At 38.9% G+C, this 18,437-nt stretch carries 15 protein-coding genes and 1 other RNA gene; 7 read left to right on the forward strand and 9 right to left on the reverse strand.

Going from position 1 to position 18,437, the window contains the following annotated elements; all coding sequences use genetic code 11:
- Positions 1-11 precede the first annotated feature (11 nt).
- From ftsZ to ligA, 5 genes are all read left to right on the forward strand, one after another.
- On the forward strand, positions 12-1,775 hold the full coding sequence (gene ftsZ, locus ACFINZ_RS03655; protein ID WP_375632991.1) for a cell division protein FtsZ: 1,764 nt from the start codon (positions 12-14) through the stop codon (positions 1,773-1,775).
- 213 nt (positions 1,776-1,988) lie between these two features.
- A complete protein-coding gene (lpxC, locus tag ACFINZ_RS03660; protein ID WP_375632989.1) occupies positions 1,989-2,873 on the forward strand; it encodes a UDP-3-O-acyl-N-acetylglucosamine deacetylase in 885 nt (294 codons plus the stop codon).
- Between the two features lie 158 nt (positions 2,874-3,031).
- Entirely contained in the window at positions 3,032-3,925 is an 894-nt protein-coding gene (locus ACFINZ_RS03665; protein ID WP_375632987.1) for an outer membrane protein assembly factor BamD, read from the forward strand.
- Positions 3,926-3,931: 6 nt separating this feature from the next.
- A complete protein-coding gene (gene recN / locus ACFINZ_RS03670; RefSeq protein ID WP_375683988.1) occupies positions 3,932-5,593 on the forward strand; it encodes a DNA repair protein RecN in 1,662 nt (553 codons plus the stop codon).
- Positions 5,594-5,704: 111 nt separating this feature from the next.
- Positions 5,705-7,864, forward strand: a complete 2,160-nt coding sequence (gene ligA, locus ACFINZ_RS03675; RefSeq protein WP_375701176.1) for an NAD-dependent DNA ligase LigA — start codon at positions 5,705-5,707, stop codon at positions 7,862-7,864.
- Positions 7,865-8,617: 753 nt separating this feature from the next.
- On the opposite strand, the gene ACFINZ_RS03680 is transcribed toward ligA, so the two are convergent.
- The 4 genes from ACFINZ_RS03680 to ACFINZ_RS03695 all read right to left on the reverse strand — a co-directional run bounded on the left by ACFINZ_RS03680 (position 8,618) and on the right by ACFINZ_RS03695 (position 13,199).
- On the reverse strand, positions 8,618-8,956 hold the full coding sequence (locus tag ACFINZ_RS03680; RefSeq protein WP_375680377.1) for a hypothetical protein: 339 nt from the start codon (positions 8,954-8,956) through the stop codon (positions 8,618-8,620).
- 921 nt (positions 8,957-9,877) lie between these two features.
- Complete coding sequence (locus tag ACFINZ_RS03685; RefSeq protein WP_375636803.1) at positions 9,878-11,704, reverse strand: aminopeptidase P family protein; 1,827 nt, start codon at positions 11,702-11,704, stop codon at positions 9,878-9,880.
- A 17-nt stretch (positions 11,705-11,721) separates the two neighbouring features.
- Positions 11,722-12,591: a 50S ribosomal protein L11 methyltransferase gene (locus tag ACFINZ_RS03690; RefSeq protein WP_375632979.1), complete on the reverse strand. Its 870-nt coding sequence runs from the start codon at positions 12,589-12,591 to the stop codon at positions 11,722-11,724.
- Between the two features lie 26 nt (positions 12,592-12,617).
- The gene (locus tag ACFINZ_RS03695; protein WP_375632977.1) at positions 12,618-13,199 is read right to left on the reverse strand and encodes an SCO family protein; all 582 of its coding nucleotides are present in this window, start codon (positions 13,197-13,199) and stop codon (positions 12,618-12,620) included.
- Between the two features lie 136 nt (positions 13,200-13,335).
- On the opposite strand from ACFINZ_RS03695, the gene ACFINZ_RS03700 reads away from it, so the two are divergent.
- Positions 13,336-13,965, forward strand: coding sequence for a DapH/DapD/GlmU-related protein (locus ACFINZ_RS03700; RefSeq protein WP_375636800.1), 630 nt, complete (start codon positions 13,336-13,338; stop codon positions 13,963-13,965).
- A gap of 56 nt (positions 13,966-14,021) precedes the next feature.
- Here the strand turns inward: ACFINZ_RS03700 and ACFINZ_RS03705 are convergent, their stop codons facing one another.
- The 5 genes from ACFINZ_RS03705 to ssrA form a co-directional block, all read right to left on the reverse strand.
- Complete coding sequence (locus tag ACFINZ_RS03705) at positions 14,022-16,361, reverse strand: ATP-dependent helicase (protein ID WP_375636798.1); 2,340 nt, start codon at positions 16,359-16,361, stop codon at positions 14,022-14,024.
- Between the two features lie 121 nt (positions 16,362-16,482).
- Positions 16,483-16,734, reverse strand: coding sequence for a ribbon-helix-helix domain-containing protein (locus tag ACFINZ_RS03710; RefSeq protein ID WP_273788067.1), 252 nt, complete (start codon positions 16,732-16,734; stop codon positions 16,483-16,485).
- Positions 16,735-16,744: 10 nt separating this feature from the next.
- Complete coding sequence (locus ACFINZ_RS03715) at positions 16,745-16,927, reverse strand: DUF4169 family protein (RefSeq protein ID WP_375612011.1); 183 nt, start codon at positions 16,925-16,927, stop codon at positions 16,745-16,747.
- Between the two features lie 8 nt (positions 16,928-16,935).
- Positions 16,936-17,487 (reverse strand): SspB family protein, encoded by a 552-nt coding sequence (locus tag ACFINZ_RS03720; protein WP_375636796.1) that lies wholly within the window; start codon positions 17,485-17,487, stop codon positions 16,936-16,938.
- Between the two features lie 179 nt (positions 17,488-17,666).
- Positions 17,667-18,023, reverse strand: a transfer-messenger RNA (tmRNA) gene (gene ssrA, locus ACFINZ_RS03725).
- Between the two features lie 97 nt (positions 18,024-18,120).
- On the opposite strand from ssrA, the gene ACFINZ_RS03730 reads away from it, so the two are divergent.
- Positions 18,121-18,426, forward strand: coding sequence for a DUF2853 family protein (locus ACFINZ_RS03730; RefSeq protein ID WP_375618238.1), 306 nt, complete (start codon positions 18,121-18,123; stop codon positions 18,424-18,426).
- Positions 18,427-18,437: the final 11 nt, after the last annotated feature.

The raw sequence follows: 18,437 nt of genomic DNA on the forward strand, positions 1-18,437 counted from the left end.
AGGAAAAGAAAATGACGATTAATCTGCATCGGCCAGATATCGCGGAATTGAAGCCACGCATTACCGTTTTTGGTGTTGGAGGTGGTGGCGGGAATGCCGTGAATAATATGATAAATGCTGGTCTTCAGGGAGTTGACTTTGTTGTTGCAAATACGGATGCACAGGCTTTGGCTATGTCAAAGGCTGAACGTGTTATCCAACTTGGGGCAGCTGTGACAGAAGGTTTGGGTGCTGGGGCTTTGCCGGAAGTTGGACAAGCGGCGGCGGAGGAATGTATTGATGAAATTATTGATCATCTTGCAGACTCTCATATGGTTTTCATTACTGCTGGTATGGGGGGAGGAACTGGAACAGGAGCTGCTCCCGTTGTTGCTCGCGCAGCGCGTGAAAAAGGTATTTTGACTGTTGGTGTTGTGACAAAGCCGTTTCAGTTTGAAGGCGCACGTCGTATGAAAACGGCAGAGGCTGGTATTGAAGAATTACAAAAGTCTGTCGATACATTGATTGTTATTCCCAATCAAAATCTTTTCCGTATTGCAAATGATAAGACAACGTTTGCTGATGCTTTTGCTATGGCTGACCAAGTGCTTTATTCTGGTGTTGCTTCCATTACGGATTTGATGATTAAAGAGGGTTTGATTAACCTTGATTTTGCTGATGTTCGTTCTGTTATGCACGAAATGGGTCGAGCCATGATGGGAACGGGTGAGGCATCTGGTGATGGGCGTGCTTTGGCTGCGGCTGAAGCTGCTATTGCAAACCCATTGTTGGATGATACCTCTATGCGTGGGGCGCGTGGTTTATTGATTTCTATTACGGGTGGTCGTGATATGACTCTCTTTGAAGTTGATGAAGCTGCTAATCGTATTCGTGAAGAAGTAGATGCTGATGCGAATGTGATCTTTGGCGCTATTGATGATGAGTCATTGGAAGGTGTTATTCGTGTTTCTGTGGTTGCCACCGGTATTGATCGTGAAGTTAGTGATGTGGTTCAGTCCTCTCATCCTCAGATTCAAAGGACTGCTTCTTCAATACGCAAGAGCGATCCTGGAACGTCACACAGTTCTTTTCATGTTCAATCTTCGCCTCTGCGTTCTGAGTCAATGGTAGAAGTAATCGAATCACTTGAAATAGAGAAGGGTAAATCAACCGGAGAACAGTTCCGTCCCAAAAGTCAAATTTTTGCACATCCTGCAGACTCAATGACGACACGAAGTGCGACGAATGCTGTTGCGTATGGTTCAAATGCTGTTCAGGAACAGAGATCAAATGTGCCTCGTATGCAAGTAAGCCGTGGTTCTCAACAGGCGATGACGGCTCCTGTGAGTATGGAGGCAACAGCGCATGTTCTTGATGAGATGACAGGGCTTGTGAAGCAAAAAGAAAAGCCAGTGCAACCAAAACAAATGCAAGCGCGCGCTCCAATGCGTATGCCTGAGTTAAAGGATTTTCCACCTGTTGCTCATGGACAAAGTCAAAGAACATTTGTGACTGATCAAGGTCCTCGTAATCTTTGGCAGCGTTTGAAACAGAGCTTGACACATCGTGAAGAAGCTGAGCCAGAAGCGAGGTTGGAGCCTGCTGTTAGATCGTCTCAGCAGAAAGAGTCTCATGTTTACAATAAAAATTCTCAGGCGCTTTCTCAAGATGCTTCTGTTTATGTTCCACGTCGTTCTGGTGAGCTGCATCCTCAGGTACCACAAGATCAGCGTACTTTTATAAGTGAAGAAGATCAGTTGGAAATACCAGCATTTTTACGTCGTCAGGCAAATTAATTGATGAAAAATGAGGTAAAGTAAGAAATTTTATTATTTCTTTAATGATCAGACAAAAATTATACAGTAAAATATATTACTGTTTTTTGGATAAAATACTTTGTTAAAAAAAACCGCTTATAATAAGCGGTTTTTTTTTATTATTTACTATGAATATTTTTTATAGTTTTATAAATTTTGTTAAAAGATGTACAAGCAATTTAATAAAATGATATGATGAATTTAGTACCAAAATATCAGTCTACTCTTAAAAAAGCAGTAACATTTAAGGGCATTGGCGTTCACAGTGGCTGTTTGTCAGTGGTAAAGATTTGTCCAGCGGATGTTGGGTGTGGTATTGTTTTTAAGCGTTGTGGATTAGACGGAACAGAGAAAATATTTCAAGCCCATGCATCGCAAACAGGAGAAACTGAATTATCAACAGTACTTGGAGATGAAGATGTAAGGGTTGAAACAATTGAACATTTGATGGCGGCAATTGCTGCTTATAATTTGGATAATCTTGTTATTGAAGTGTCACATAATGAGATTCCTATTTTGGATGGTTCAGCGTGGCTATATTGCCAAGCTTTTGAAGATGTTGGTATTGTACAGCAAAATGCGTTGCGTTCTTATTTCATTATAAAAAAGCCGGTGCGGGTTGAAGGAGCTCATGGTGTTGCAGAGCTTTTGCCATTCGATGGACGTCGTTTTGATATAACGATCTCTTTTCCTTCTTCTGCTATTGGTAAGCAACATTTCAGTTTTGATCTTACCACACGAGGGTTTAGGGATGATTTGTCACGTGCGCGCACTTTTGGTTTTATCAAAGACGTGGAGGAATTAAGGCTTTCTGGAAAGGCGAGAGGTGCTTCTTTGGAAAATTCTCTTGTTATCGACCTTAATGATAAAATTTTAAATCCCGATGGTCCTTATTGGGAGAATGAATGTGTTCGGCACAAGATGCTTGATGCGATTGGTGATACTGCTTTGCTTGGGGCACCTTTTATTGGATTATTTCGTTCTTATTGTAGTGGGCATAGAATTAATGCGCAATTGGTGAAGGCTGTTTTGGCAGACGAATCATATTATGAAAAAAGCTTTTTAGAGAAAGAGTAAAAAAATTGACAAGATTTTTTTATCGTTTATTTGATTTTTAAGGGGATGATTGACCTAAACTGCTAAATTGGTTATGTGGATTTTAAAGTGATATGGTATAAAACCTTTGATAAATTGTTATTGCTACAAGGTGATATTCTGTGGAGGCCGGAAAAACTATGAAAAAATCTCATGTGTGCATTGGAAATATGACATATAGAAAATCTAACATTGTACGCAAGATATTGGGGGTGGTGCTTTTGGGAAGCACCTGTATGTTAGCGGGATGCCTCTTTAAAGAGAAAAATACCCTTGATCCATCTGCTTATGTTTTGAAAATAGAGCCACCAGATGTTTTATATAATCAGGCGCTTGCTAGCCTTGAAAGTGGGCGGCTTGGGGACGCATCGAAGAAGTTTTTGAAGATTGAAAAACAGTACGCTTATACAGACTGGGGACGTAAATCTTTGGTCATGGGTGCTTTTACTAATTATCGACTCGGAAAGTATGATGATTCAATTAGTATGGCTCAACGCTATATTACTCTTTATCCAGGGTCGACTGACTCGGCTTATGCATACTATATTATTGGTCTTTCTTCTTTCCGTCGGATTCCTGATGTTACGCGTGATCAACGTGACACGAAACGTGCTATTGCTGCTATGCAGCTTCTTATAGAGCGTTATCCTAATTCTGAGTATGTCAAGGATGCTAAGGATAAAATCCGTTTTGGTCGCGAACAACTGGCTGGTAAAGAAATGCAGATTGGCCGTTATTATGAAGAGGGACGGCGCTATCTTGCGGCAAGTAGACGGTTTCGTACCGTGGTTGAGGAGTATTCTGATACAAATCAAATTGAAGAAGCACTTTTCCGCTTGACTGAAGTTAATCTTGCTCTCGGCTTAACGGCGGAAGCACAGACGGCAGCAGCTATTTTAGGACGTAATTATCCCAAAAGTGAGTGGTATAAATTTTCTTATAATCTCTTGCAGAAGAATAAAATATCGCCACGTGAGCATAAATCTTCTTGGATCTCAAATGCTTTAGGTGGTGACAAGAAGAGGATACGTTGATTCTCTATGTTGGTACAGCTTTCGATTCATAATATTGTTTTGATCGAAACGCTCGATATTAATTTTACAGCGGGGTTGACGGTTTTAACTGGAGAAACGGGTGCGGGGAAGTCTATTCTCCTTGATGCTTTATCACTTGCTCTAGGGGGGCGGGGTGATGCTTCGCTTGTGCGTCATGGGGCTGACCGCGGGCAGGTCACAGCTGTTTTTGATGTGTCTGTTTCACATCCTGCACGTCAACTTATTCGTGAGAATGGTCTTGATGATGAGGGTGATATTATTTTACGACGTGTGCAATCAAGTGATGGACGTAGCCGTGTTTTTATCAATGATCAGGTGTCTAGTGTTGCATTGATGCGGAGTGTTGGCCGTTTGCTGGTTGAAATCCATGGACAACATGATGATCGTGCGCTTGTTGATGTTGCTACACATCGCCAATTATTAGATGCCTTTGGTGGTCTTGAAGATGAAGTGGAAAATTTGCGTCAGTGTTATCACTCATGGCGTGAATTTGAGGAGCGTTTGCAACGGCAGCGTCTTAAAGTAGAGAGTGCTGTACGGGAGGTTGATTATCTTCGTACGTGTGTAGAAGAGCTTGAAAAGCTTGATTTTAAAGTTGGTGAAGAGGAAGCTCTTTCTCTTCGTCGTGCTGATATGCTTAAATTAGAAAAAATAGCAACAGATATTAAAGAAGCAGATGATCTTTTAACGGGTCAAAAATCACCAATCCCAGTGCTTTCTAATTTGGTGAGGCGTTTGGAGCGGAAAATTCCTGAGGCGCAAGAACTTATTGCACCTGTGGTGAAATCTATTGATGAGGCATTGCATGCACTTGCAACAGCACAAGAAGGTATTGAGACGGCAATACGAGCATTAGATTTTGAACCTGATGAATTGGAACGGATAGAAGAACGTCTTTTTGCTCTTCGGGGTTTTGCTCGTAAATATCAAGTTTCTGCGGATGAATTGGTTCAGTTACGCGATAAAATGGACGCAGAACTCGCTGATTTTGAAGAGGCTCAGACTATATTGACACGTTTTGAAGATGAGGCAGAGCAGGCAAAGAAAAATTATGATACATTGGCGCAAGCCTTAACAATAAAGCGTCGGGAGACAGCAAAGCATTTATCTGAAAGTGTTATGGCTGAGTTGCCGGCATTGAAGTTAGAGAGGGCTGAATTTATTGTTGAAATGCAAAGTGATGTGGAAAAGCGGAGTGCAGAGGGATGTGATCGTATTGAATATTGGGTGCGGACAAATCCTGGAACACGTGCTGGGCCGATGCTTAGTGTGGCTTCTGGCGGTGAATTATCTCGTTTTTTGCTGGCATTAAAAGTTGTTTTATCTGATCGAGGATCAGCACCGACGCTGATTTTTGATGAAATTGATACAGGTGTTGGGGGGGCTGTTGCAGCGGCTATTGGGCAACGGTTGCAACGCTTATCAGAACATGTCCAAGTTTTCGCTATTACGCATGCTCCACAGGTTGCATCGAAAGCGCATGGTCATTTTCTTATTTCAAAAATTGAGAGTCATGATAAAGGACGCTTTGTTACTGCGATTCATAAAATGAAAGAACATGAGCGTGCAGAAGAAATTGCCCGTATGTTGGCTGGAGAACAGATTACTGAAGAAGCGCGTGCAGCGGCTCAAAAGCTTCTCGCATAAAGGTAATTAGTCAGCGATAAAAATACTAGAAAGCTTATATTTATTGAGATTCACTTGATGAGGAGGCGTGGGAGGCCCTTGTGGCAGCGCTTGTAATTTGGAATAGATTTTATGAACAAAGATGCATATAAAAATCTCACAGCTGTTGAAGCAGAACGTGAATTAGAGTGGTTGGCAAAAGAGATTGCACGTCATGATGTGCTTTATAATCGTGATGATCAGCCTGAAATTTCTGATGCAGAATATGATGCTTTACGTCGTCGTAATGCAGAAATTGAAGCTCTTTTTCCAGAGCTTATACGTATTGATTCTCCTTCACATAAAATTGGAGCACCAATTTCTGAAAAATTTGAAAAATCTGTTCATGTACAGCCTATGCTTTCACTTGATAATGCGTTTAGCTCTGAAGATGTTACTGAATTTGTTGAGCGTATTCGTCGTTTTTTACGGCTTCCAGAAACACAAGTGTTGGAAATAACAGCGGAGCCAAAAATTGATGGTTTATCTTTGTCTTTGCGCTACGAAAAGGGGCAGCTTGTGCGTGCGGCAACGCGTGGGGATGGAACTGTCGGTGAAAATGTGACGGCAAATGCCCGAACAATTGCTGATATTCCACAAGTTTTGCAAGGTGATTTTCCTGGTATCATTGAGGTGCGTGGTGAAGTTTATATGGGGCGGGAGGATTTCCAAGCACTGAATATCAGCCAACAAGAGAAGGGCAAGTTAACCTTTGCCAATCCTCGAAATGCGGCGGCTGGTTCTCTCCGTCAGCTTGATTCACGGATAACCGCTAGCAGAAAACTTCAATTTTTTGCTTATGCTTGTGGTGAGGTGAGTGAAATATTGGCAGAAAGTCAAATGGAGATGATGAAAAAGCTAAAAGAGTATGGCTTTGTTATCAATCCATTAACAAAAGTCTTTAAGACAGTAGAAGACATTATTTGCTATTATCACGATATCGAAGAATGCCGTCATTCTTTAAGCTATGATATTGATGGCATTGTTTATAAGGTCAATGATTTGATGCTCCAAAAGCGCTTGGGGTTTGTTTCTCGTTCGCCGCGTTGGGCTATCGCCCATAAATTTCCAGCAGAAAAAGCGATAGCGCTTTTGGAAGATATTGACATTCAAGTTGGTCGCACGGGAGCTTTGACACCTGTTGCACGTCTTACGCCTATTACTGTTGGTGGAGTGGTGGTGACCAATGCTAGTTTGCATAATGAGGATTATATTAAGGGAATTGGTCATAAAGGAGAGCCCATTCGTGAAGGACGTGATATCCGTGTAGGTGATAGCGTGATTGTACAACGTGCTGGTGATGTGATCCCTCAAGTTATTGATGTTATCATTGAAAAACGCCCGAAAGATGCTGCTGTTTTTATTTTTCCTCATTTGTGTCCAGCTTGTGGGAGTCATGCTGTTCGTGAAGTGGGAGAAGCCGTGCGTCGCTGTACAGGGGGGCTTATTTGTCCTGCACAAGCAATTGAACGTATTCGTCATTTTGTTTCACGCAATGCTTTTGATATTGAAGGCTTGGGTAAAAAACAGGTAGAGTTTTTTTTCTATGCTCAAGATGAGGCGCTTTGTATTCATACACCAGCCGATATTTTTACTTTACAACGGCGCCAAGAAAAGTCTTTGATACGTTTGGAAAATATGGAAGGTTTTGGTACTGTTTCAGTGCGGAAATTGTATGATGCCATTAATGCGCGCCGAGAAATTCCGTTGAGCCGTTTTTTGTTTGCATTGGGGATTCGTCATGTTGGCGAAGTGAATGCACGCCGCCTTGCACGCGCTTATAAAAATTATACAGCTTTTGAGACTGCGGCTATGGAAGCACTTATGCCATGTGATAAGGAAAATGAAGAAGGAAATGAGGCTTGGATAGAGCTTACCAATATCGAAGGAATTGGACCACAGGTAGGGAGCGCAATTGTTGATTTTTATCAAGAAGCGCATAACCGTGAGATTTTATCTGTTTTGCTTGAAGAAGTAATACCTCTTGATGAGGAGCCTATCATAGCAGATTCTTCACCAATAGCAGAGAAGATCATTGTTTTTACAGGAACTTTGGCGCATATGTCACGCGATGAAGCAAAAGCATTGGCAGAGCGATTAGGGGCTAAAACATCTGGTTCACTTTCTAAAAAAACAGATCTTCTTGTTGCAGGACCTGGAGCGGGCTCCAAATTGGCTAAAGCTGAGGAATTAGGTGTTGAGGTTATCGATGAAGAGGCTTGGCTACAGCTGATTGAGAAACATAATGTTTAGAGGGATTTTTCCAGAAGATCGTATGCTGTTTGTATGATTATCTCTCTTACATTTTTGGGGGGATGAAATCAAAAAGGGGGATAATAGGGGCTGTTTTTTGCAAAAACAGAGCGCCATATATTTTGATATTTATTAAGTTATTAAAAATGATTAACGTTGAACTTAAATATTAAACTTAAACTATTATGATGAAGAATATACAAGGTTATTATTAGTAAAAGATATAAATTATTACTGTGAAGAAAGGTAAAATTTTTGAACAAATATGTATAATTTAATCCAAAATGCCGTAATAAACCAATTATAATGACGTAATAGAAATATAACGCGGAAGATTACAAAATATAATAAAACATTCCGCTATAAATGAATAAGGGATATAACTGCGAGTTGTTTATTATGTTGAATTATAAAAGATTACTGGTATCTATGCTTATCAGGCATTATTAGATGGTACACTTGTCCAATTTCATTACAAAATTTCGGATATTCGCTAATGCGTCTAGCAGCATAATTTTTTTCTGACTTCCTTCATCTCTCTCAAATTTCTCAGCATAGGAAATTTCGTTTATTAGAGCTAGTATTTGGACTGAGAATATTTCAGAATTAAATACCATTCGTGCATATCTAAACATTAGATCTGTCGAGTTCATGACCAGATTTTTTGCCCAAATGAAATCGCTTTCTTTCCAATTATATTGAGAACGTAACTTATGTATGTAGGTAGGTAGGGATAATGCTGGAAATTTTTTATTATACTCTCTCTGTAATAAGTCCACAAGGCATGCACACCAAATAACTTTCGCATGGATAAGATTTATTTTCAGGAATTAGCACTATCATACCAGGGTTTAGAACATGATATACACCATAACTCTTATTATCCAGATATTTTTTCGCAATTTCTAGACGCTCTTCGTATATATTATCAGGATATTGTGTCTTTACGTACTCTTCGTATAATTTATCGTACTTATTTGGAGTAATGACTTGATTTTCAGAAAATACAGCAATAGGAACTCGCTTAAATTTAGTAATTTTCTTCAATACAGAAGGCCCAATATAGTATCCAAAAATAATATTATGGAACAAAATAAAACTATACGCATTAGGATAATCACTTTATTTCTAAAATACTGGATAAGGATATAGCTTATTAAGATCTGTGCTTAAGATTTTGTTAACTAACAAGCCATAAGATACACGCTTTATTGTGTCTTTTTCAAAGTATTTGTGAAATTTTGTAGAGAGTTTGAATCTCCTTTACTTATGTGACTGTTTTTGTGTTATGTAGTTTTTCATATACTCTGTTATTGTTGTTAATTTTTTAGCTGAATGACATGTTCAGGTAAAAACATATACCTCCATATATGTTGTTTTCATACTGTGCAGTTGGAAACTATTTATATTGTAGATAACGTTTTTCAACAATAAGTAATAGTCTAGAAAATAATATTGTACTGTTAACTATGCAAATAAATAAAAAACCTTAACGCTGATGTTATCATCATGCTATTTCTTTTAAATTCTAAATACTTAACTTTTATTTCATAGCAGATTCTATTTTATTGTAGCAATATGTATTATAAGGAATTACAGCTGTTGAAAATAACTCAAGAATTTAAAAATATAAATTATCATTATGAAGCAAACAAAAAGGTAAAATTTATTCGAATAAATATGCAGAATTTTTGAATCCAAACAGCGTAATAAGCTGGTTATAATAGGTGTTTTAGAAATACGATGCGGAGGATTACAAAATATAACGAAAGTTTCCATATAAAAGAAATAGGGATATAATAATGTCTAGATGGAGATCGCCAAGATAAGTATTACCACGTATAGGTGTATCTCATCTTGCTTCACCGAGGTTAGCGTTTACCGTACCAGCAAAAAACTTGAAGTATCTTGTAGAAATATTTTTTGTATTTCCTGATGCAGATACATATTTTTCCCTTAAAAAGAGAAGATCCTGTGTTTTGTAGAAAGAGTAAAAGTTATACGTTGCTTCATTTAAAGGGGCATTGTTGCTTCTTTTGCCCATTTTTTATCTTCTTCGTTCAAGTAAGGTGCATTCATCTGATAAACGCGCGCATGGTAATCATTGAGCCATTGCCGTTCTTCTTGTGTCAAAAGCTCTGGAAGGATTAACCGTCGATCAATGGGGCAAAGTGTGAGTGTTTCGAACGAGAGCATTTCTATATCTCCACCATCAATTTTTTGTGCTGGCTTCACAATCATCAAATTTTCAAGACGGATACCAAAAGCGCCTTCGCGGTAATAGCCTGGCTCGTTTGAAAGAATCATACCGGAGATGAGTTCTTGGCACCCTTTGCGAGAAATATTTTGCGGTCCTTCATGGACAGAAAGATAAGATCCAACACCATGACCGGTGCCATGGGCATAATCAAAACCAGCTTTCCACAATGCAATGCGTGCAAGAGAATCAAGGTCTTGTCCTCGTGTGCCTTTTGGAAATCTGATAGTTGAAAGAGCAATCATGCCTTTGAGAACAAGCGTAAAACAGTGTTTTTCTTCTTCTCCAATATTCCCAATTGCTACGGTGCGTGTGACATCAGTCGTACCATCACGATATTGTCCACCTGAATCAACGAGGTAAAGTTCACCGGTTTTGAGTTGTTTATTTGTTTGCGTTGTTACACGATAATGAATAATGGCACCATTTTCTCCTGCTGCTGAAATTGTATCAAAAGAAAGATCTTTAAGTTTTTCTCCCATTTCTTTTGCTGTATTTATGCGAAATTCTTCTAATTTTTGAGCAGCGGAAATTTCACTTATTGACCCTGGTATTTGTTTATCTAACCAAGAAAAAAAACGGGTTAGGGCAACACCATCGCGTAGATGCGCTTTGCGTGCGCCATTGAGTTCTGTGTCATTTTTAATGGCACGTGGTAGAGCAGCAGGATCAGTAAGTGTGATAAAAGAGCTATTTTTTTCTTCAATAACAGTTCGTAATTTTTCGCATGTTAGCTGTGGATCTAAGGCAAACACTGTCCCTTTTTGAACATACTCTTTGATCTTGGGAATAAGCTGTTCTGGTTCATATAATTTTGCATAACGTTCTAGATATTGTTTCTGTTCTACACCAAGTTTTTTGCTGTCAATGAATAAAGCTGGTGTTTCGTTAAGTGGAATGAGAGCAAAACAAAGGGAAAAAGGCGTGTTGGAAACATCATTGCCCCGTATGTTGAATGTCCATGCAATGGAAGAGGGGTCTGTAAAAATAAAAGCATTTGCATGAGTTTGCTGTATATCTTTGTAAATCAAAGCGAGTTTTTCATTTGTATCGCACCCAGCATATTTGAGAGGGTGAATTGATAAGGCAGATTGTGGTAATTTTGGTTGATTATGCCAGAGCAGATCAATGGGATTATGTTGAACTTCTACAAGTTTTCCACCTGCTTTCATTTCTAATGCATTTCTCAATGCATCGGTGGCAGCAATCGTGTGGAGCCATGGATCAAAGCCAATAGAAAGTTTTTGACCATTTTTTTCAAGCCATTGTGAGGGAGGACAAGTTATGAGATCTTCATAATTAAAAATATCAGGATCAGTTTGTTGGCGAACTTGGAGCTTATATCGCCCATCTGTAAATATGATGGCTTTGTTTTTTAAAATCAGTGCAATCCCAGCTGAGCCAGTAAAGCCGGTTAGCCAGCTAAGACGTTGAGCATGAGGGGGGACATATTCTCCTTGATGCTCATCGCACCGCGGAACAAGAAAACCATCGAGTCCAAGGTGATTGAGTTCTTTACGAAGGCAAGAAATGCGTTCTGCTGCATAAGCAGGATTTGTTGTCGCCTCAAAAGATTGATACATAACGACGTCCTTTTATTTTATTTCAGGTGTATCGTAACCCATCCTTGCCGGTGGTATGTTTCGATATGCTTCAGTCCTTGTTTTATATAAATCTCCAAAACATGGGCATGTTGTTCTTCAAGAATTCCAGAGAGTATAAGTGACCCCTCTTTTTGAAGTGCCGTTACCACTTCTTGCGCAAGTTCAATAAGCGGATTAGCAAGGATATTGGCAACAATGAGATCAAAAGGGGCTCGTGATGCAATTGCATCATGGGCAAAACCTGTTGCTGTAATAGCTGTAACATATTCATTGACATCATTGAATTCGATATTGTGTTGTGCAACTTGAACAGCAATTGGGTCAATATCGGATGCAAGCACAGTAATTGGTTTGAGCATTGCTATGCCAATGGCTAGTACACCGCTCCCAGTACCAAGATCAAGGGCATTTTGGGGATTTTCGTGTTTCATGACTTTGGCGATCATTTCTAAACAACCGGCTGTTGTTCCATGATGTCCGGTGCCAAAAGCTTGATTAGCTTCAATTTCAATAGGGAGAACATTTGCTGGAATGGCGTTTCGGTTGTGACTTCCATGAAGGAAAAAAGGACCAGCTTGCACAGGTTTTAGTCCTTCTAGGCTTTTTTGTACCCAATCAATGTTGGGTAAAACTTCCATATTAATTTTATCAAAATCTATAGAAAGAATTTTGGCAAAACGTTTCAATGCGTTCTCTTGATTGTCTTGATCGACATATAGAGAAAGCTCATATACAGCATTTTGTTCATCTATCTCTGTAAGAGCAAGAGGATAACCTTCTTCGTCAAAGGCTGTTTCTATAAGGGTATAGAACCGTTCTGCTTCATTTTTAGAAGCAGTATAATAGAGGCGAATTTGTTGCGACATGCTGTTCTTTCTTTTGATCGGCTTTTTTAGTTTAAGATGAGTTTTTTTAACCGTTCAATGGCGATTTCATCTTTTAATTCGCTATCGCTTTCTTTCGTGTCATAACGGATAACGCCAGCTAATTTTCCACCTTTTTTGAGTAAAAAAACTGCTGCTGTATGGTTATATGTATAGTTTCCATCTGTTTCAGGAACTTTTTCAGCAACGATGTTGAAAGAATTGACCATTTTATGAACTTTATCAGGATCTCCACTAATGCCAACAATTTTATTGTTAAAATTACTGAGATAATCATGGAGTACTTTTGGTGTGTCACGTTCAGGATCAACAGTCACAAACCATATACCTAATTTATCAGCTTCAGGACCAAGGGCTGTAAGCCATCGATCAAGATTCATCAGTGTGGTAGGGCAGCTTTCAGGACACATAGTGAAGCCGAAAAAAATTATTGAAGGCTTGCTTCGAACATCAGCCTCAGTAATATTTTTTCCATTAGAATCAGTGAGAGTAAAGTTATCACCTAAAGGCTTATTTGTCAGCGTATCATAAATAAAAACACCTGCAAGAAATATGATTGTCAGCCCCAAGATGCGTATTACATTTTTCATAGTTTGACTCTCTTAGATAGATTGAGAAATTGTAACATCGGCAGGTTTGTTTTGCAATGTTTGTTTCATGGTTGATTTTATTGGCTTGATTGGTATGTCTTTCCATATCTATTGATGAAACATTGGTGAAAGATGTATGAATATTGAGAAAGATCTTCGATTTCATGAAAGTGAGCCTCGTATCCATACGACAGCGCGGCTGCATGGTTGTAAATTAGGGCGCTATGTGGAAATTAATGAGCGGGTGATTTTACGGGATGTAACCGTTGGAGATTTTTCTTATTTAGAGCGTAATAGTGAGGCTATTTATAGCGATATTGGGCGCTTTTGTTCTATTGCATCTCATGTACGGATGAATGCGTTGGAGCATCCTATGGAGCGCGTTTCAACGCATAAAATAACCTATCGTCCAAACGAATATTTTCGTTATATGGCATTAGATAGTGTTTTTCGTGAAAGGCGTTGTGCAAAACGTGTTATTATTGGGCATGATGTGTGGATTGGATATGGTGCGGTTATTATGCCTGGGGTGACAATTGGTCATGGCGCTATCATTGGCGCGAACGCTGTTATAACGAAAGATGTTTTGCCATATACGATTGTTGTTGGGGTGCCTGCTAAACGGTTGCGGATGCGTTTTCCCAATCATGTCATAGAATGCCTTTTAGATATGGCTTGGTGGGATTGGCCGCTTGATAAAATTCACAACGCATTGCCTGATATGCAAAATTTGCCCATTGAAGCTTTTGTTCGTAAATGGAAATGACATTCAGAATAAAATAAAGTGGTTTCTTGAAAAAACTGATCGTGGTTTACTTGTAATTAAGCTTTGTTTACAAAATTGTCTAGTACACGCTTTTCTCCGGCTTTTTCGAACATTATTGTCAATTTATGATCGTCTATTGTTGTAATACGACCATAACCAAATTTTATGTGAAAAATCCGATCATTGACAGAAAAATCTGATGGTACATGAGAGATTGATTGAGAGATAACTTTCCCTTCAATATTTTTGTTTTTTTGTGTACGCTTTTGTCTTGCTGTTGCATAGTCATTATAAAAGGAATCGTGATGTTGAAAGGAAGATTTTCCATAACCACCATAGGATGTTTGCATTTCTACAACTTCTATATGTTCTGCTGGTAATTCATCTAGAAAACGGGAGGGAAGAGCAGGTTGCCAAAGTCCATGAATTCTTCGATTCGATACAAACCATATATGCAAATGTTTTTTTGCTCTTGTTAGACCTACGTAAGCAAGACGCCGTTCTTCTTCTAATCCTGAACGTCCACCTTCATCTAATGAGCGCTGGTGGGGAAAGAGTCCTTCTTCCCAACCTGGAAGAAAAACTGTTTCAAATTCAAGCCCTTTGGCTGAATGAAGTGTCATGATGTTGACTGCATCCATATTTTCATTATTTTCCGTTTCCATAACGAGTGCAACATGTTCCAAAAAACTTTGAAGATTTTCAAATTGTTCCATGGAACGAATCATTTCTTTAAGATTTTCTAGTCTTGTAGGAGACTCTGGTGAACGATCTTCTAACCACATGGTTGTATAACCAGAATCATCAAGGACAATCTCGGCAAGTTCTCTATGAGGAGTGTCTTGAAGCATATTTTGCCAGCGGCGGAAGTTTTCAATAAGGCTTCGTAACGCACTGCGTGCCTTAGGCTTTAATTCATCTGTTTCAATGATGTCAGCGGCAGCAGAAAAGAGAGGAACAGCACGTGCACGTGCACTCTCATAAAGAATGCGCAGGGTTGCATCTCCTATGCCGCGTTTTGGTGTATTAATAACACGCTCAAAAGCTAAATCATCAGTAGGTTGGACAACAACGCGTAAATAAGCCATGGCATCACGTATTTCCATTCGCTCATAAAAACGAGGACCACCAATGACGCGATAATTAAGGCCAAGTGTTACAAAACGATCTTCAAATTCACGCATTTGAAATGATGCGCGTACCAATATAGCCATATGATTTAATGCATGACCGGTTTGTTGTGCGCGTTCGATTTCTTCTCCGATTGCTCGTGCTTCTTCTGCCGAATCCCATGCTGAATGAATTTTTACCTTTTCTTCCTCACTCTTTATTTGAGCAGAAAAAAGGACTTTTCCCAGTCTTTCTTCATTATGAGCAATGAGATGGGAGGCGGTTTTAAGAATATGGGATGTTGAGCGATAATTGCGTTCTAGACGAATAATTTTAGCAGAAGGAAAATCTTTTTCAAAACGTAATATGTTTTCGACTTTTGCACCACGCCATCCATAAATGGATTGATCATCATCACCAACACAACAAAGATTAACATGTTGACCTTGAGGATGTTGGGCCAAAAGGCGAAGCCAAAGATATTGTGCTGTATTTGTATCTTGATATTCATCGACAAGAATATAACGAAATTGAGAATGGTATTCGCGAAGAATATCTGGATTATGTTGGAAGATAGAGATAGAATGAAGTAGAAGGTCACCAAAATCACAAGCATTAAGATCTTTTAATCGATTTTGATAACTGTGATAAAGTTCACGTCCCATGCCGTTACCAAAGGAATGAGCATCACTTTTTGAGATATGTGTTGGTGAAAGTCCTTGATTTTTCCAAGAATCAATCATCATGGCAAGGTTTCGTGCGGGCCAACGCTTATCGTCTAATCCTTCAGCTTGAATAAGTTGTTTTAAAAGTCGAAGAACATCATCGCTATCAAGAATTGTAAAGTTTCTTTTTAAATCAACAAGCTCTGCGTGACGGCGTAAAATTTTAGCTCCAGTGGAATGAAAGGTTCCAAGCCAAGGCATACCTTCAACAACTTCTCCAATAAGTTCACCAATACGTATTTTCATTTCACGTGCTGCTTTGTTGGTGAAAGTGACAGCAAGTATTTGCTGAGGAGAGGCAAGTCCAGAGCGTAAAATGTGAGAAATACGGGTTGTTAAAACGCGCGTTTTTCCTGTACCAGCACCTGCAAGAACTAAAAGAGGTCCCTCAGTATTCATAACAGCTTGTTGCTGTTCTGGATTGAGTTGTTCTAAATAGTCTGTGTTATATGATTTTTGTTCTTTTAGAGTATGGGAGAAAAAACCAGAGCTCTTCTTATCATGGTCTGGAGGGGAATCTTCTTCAAAGAAAGGTATGGTATGATCAGAAAAATTACTCATTATCTCTCTTTTGTAGTCTTTTTTTCATTGAAGTTCTAGATTAAAAAAACTTCTCTTAAAAAGTCACAACAGTTTCAGTTGAACAGACTGAAAGAGAACGTAAAAAAAATAAGCACAAACATTAAAGGCGTTGGGTGAGAACGCTTTGAAGGGCATAAACGCGTAACGAAGCCGAAAGATTTACTTGTTGTGGTCTTTTGCTATCAATATCGGTAATAATAAAGGCTAAAGATTGTCCTTTTTTGCGGGCTATATCTTTTAGAATATCTAAAAATGGTGGTTCTAAAGAGACGCTTGTTGCGTGTCCATCAACGCGAACAGATATCTTTCGTGGAATGACTTTTGACCAATCGATAGAATTATTTTCGTGCATTTTTCCACCTTTATTCGTCGTTTCGCAAACGATTTTGATCAAGAAATTTTTGCATTTTTAAAGATTTTTGCTGCTCAAAATTTTTTTCAGTTTTTGTTCGTCCAAAACGATAACGATTTTGCTCAGCACAAAGAGATTTTTCTGTACGTTTTTTTTGTTTTCGAAATTGGCGAAGATTAATCAATTCAGTCATGAAAAAAATTATTTTTTCCGAAAGGAATCTAAAGAGACAACATCAGCACTTTGATTTTGTTTTGCATCGTTATTTGAAGGTTCTTTATTTGTACTGAGATTTTGTTCTTTTGTAAGCGTATTTTCTATTTTTTGTTTGTTTGATAAGGTAATGGGCGTAGTTGAGGTATTTTCTGAATTTTCACTTTCTCCAGAGGTCAGATTTGAGGGCAGATCAAATGCTGCTTCAAATGCTGCTACAGGATCATAAAAGACCTGAATGGAAGTAAAAGGAATCACGAGCTTTTCGGTTATTTCCCTGAAAGAGAGGGTTACTTCGAAAGCTGTTTCTGAAACACTGAGATCTCTAAATTGATGTTGTAAGACGATTGTCATTTGCTCGGGATAGCGATTTTTTAGCCGAGGAGAAATTTTAACGCCTGGGGCATTTGTCAAAAAAGTTATAAAAAAATGATGATTTCCCGGAAGACCTGCTTTGGCAACTTCCGATAAAACTTTACGGATAACTCCACGAAGCGCATCCTGAACGAGAATATCGTAACGGATTTGATCTTTAACCATCGAAGTTTATTCCTTTTATTTCACGTAGCAGAATGGGGCGTATTGATATTGTGTGATAGAATATATTTTAAATTAGCAGATTTTTTCTACGATACACCTCAATAAATCGAATAAATACGAAACTCTATGGTAAATAATGTCTGATAATGTCTGAAAGATCAATCAACAACATTTAAAAAAGTGAAGGCTTCTGTTGCCAGGTGCCTCCGAACCCCGCTTAAACCTGCGACGGTTTAAGACTTAAATTGAAACATTCACACCACCTTAAGCGGCGAGACGTGCTTCCGCATAGTTGTCATTTGCAACTACTCATTTAGCCCGATAACGGTGGTACAATGCCGAGTAAAAGAGCGATCTTTACACCCTTGTCGATCCTATTTCGCCCCCACCAAAATATAACTTTGGTTTCTTATATTTTGGTGGAGGCGCCGGGTACCGCCCCCGGGTCCAATAGGTTTATTTCATCGTCCATTTATTACCATAGCTGGTAAACCAGCACTCTAAATATAGATGAAGAACAGTCTTAGGAAAAGGGGGGGTTGTTAATATTTTTAATCCTCTAATTATTTATGGAGCTATATGGTGCGGCTGTAAAATATAGTCCGCTCATTTTTGGAGAGGAGATGATGCAAAATGACAAATAATTTAGCAGATATTAAACTATATGATTCAAATCCCGATGAAGCAGCAGTAGAACGACTTAGCCGTCGTTTAGCTTTGGTGATGAAAAAGCAGGATGCAGCGCTTGTTGCTACGTCGGATCCAAAAGAGTTAGAACGTGTTGAAAAATGGGTTCAAGATGTTTTAGAAGCTGATGAGAAGAGTGCTAAAATGGCTGTTTCAAAAGTGGCTGAGATGATGTCTGGAGAGCGTAGAAAAAGTCGTATGACTTTCTATTATCTAGTTGCTAAGCAACTTAATGCACTTCATAAAATTTAAACAATATTAAA

This window comes from Bartonella sp. AA81SXKL (assembly GCF_042196945.1).
GTDB lineage: Bacteria > Pseudomonadota > Alphaproteobacteria > Rhizobiales > Rhizobiaceae > Bartonella.

Excerpts from the sequence above, each read along its gene's own strand:
- ACFINZ_RS03700 (WP_375636800.1), top strand. The coding sequence starts at position 13,336 with ATGAATATTGAGAAAGATCTTCGATTTCATGAAAGTGAGCCTCGTATC.
- recN (WP_375683988.1), top strand. The coding sequence starts at position 3,932 with ATGTTGGTACAGCTTTCGATTCATAATATTGTTTTGATCGAAACGCTC.
- ACFINZ_RS03710 (WP_273788067.1), bottom strand. The coding sequence starts at position 16,734 with ATGCACGAAAATAATTCTATCGATTGGTCAAAAGTCATTCCACGAAAG.
- lpxC (WP_375632989.1), top strand. The coding sequence starts at position 1,989 with ATGATGAATTTAGTACCAAAATATCAGTCTACTCTTAAAAAAGCAGTA.
- ACFINZ_RS03665 (WP_375632987.1), top strand. The coding sequence starts at position 3,032 with ATGAAAAAATCTCATGTGTGCATTGGAAATATGACATATAGAAAATCT.
- ftsZ (WP_375632991.1), top strand. The coding sequence starts at position 12 with ATGACGATTAATCTGCATCGGCCAGATATCGCGGAATTGAAGCCACGC.
- ACFINZ_RS03705 (WP_375636798.1), bottom strand. The coding sequence starts at position 16,361 with ATGAGTAATTTTTCTGATCATACCATACCTTTCTTTGAAGAAGATTCC.
- ligA (WP_375701176.1), top strand. The coding sequence starts at position 5,705 with ATGAACAAAGATGCATATAAAAATCTCACAGCTGTTGAAGCAGAACGT.
- ACFINZ_RS03695 (WP_375632977.1), bottom strand. The coding sequence starts at position 13,199 with ATGAAAAATGTAATACGCATCTTGGGGCTGACAATCATATTTCTTGCA.
- ACFINZ_RS03715 (WP_375612011.1), bottom strand. The coding sequence starts at position 16,927 with ATGACTGAATTGATTAATCTTCGCCAATTTCGAAAACAAAAAAAACGT.
- ACFINZ_RS03690 (WP_375632979.1), bottom strand. The coding sequence starts at position 12,591 with ATGTCGCAACAAATTCGCCTCTATTATACTGCTTCTAAAAATGAAGCA.
- ACFINZ_RS03720 (WP_375636796.1), bottom strand. The coding sequence starts at position 17,487 with ATGGTTAAAGATCAAATCCGTTACGATATTCTCGTTCAGGATGCGCTT.
- ACFINZ_RS03685 (WP_375636803.1), bottom strand. The coding sequence starts at position 11,704 with ATGTATCAATCTTTTGAGGCGACAACAAATCCTGCTTATGCAGCAGAA.
- ACFINZ_RS03730 (WP_375618238.1), top strand. The coding sequence starts at position 18,121 with ATGACAAATAATTTAGCAGATATTAAACTATATGATTCAAATCCCGAT.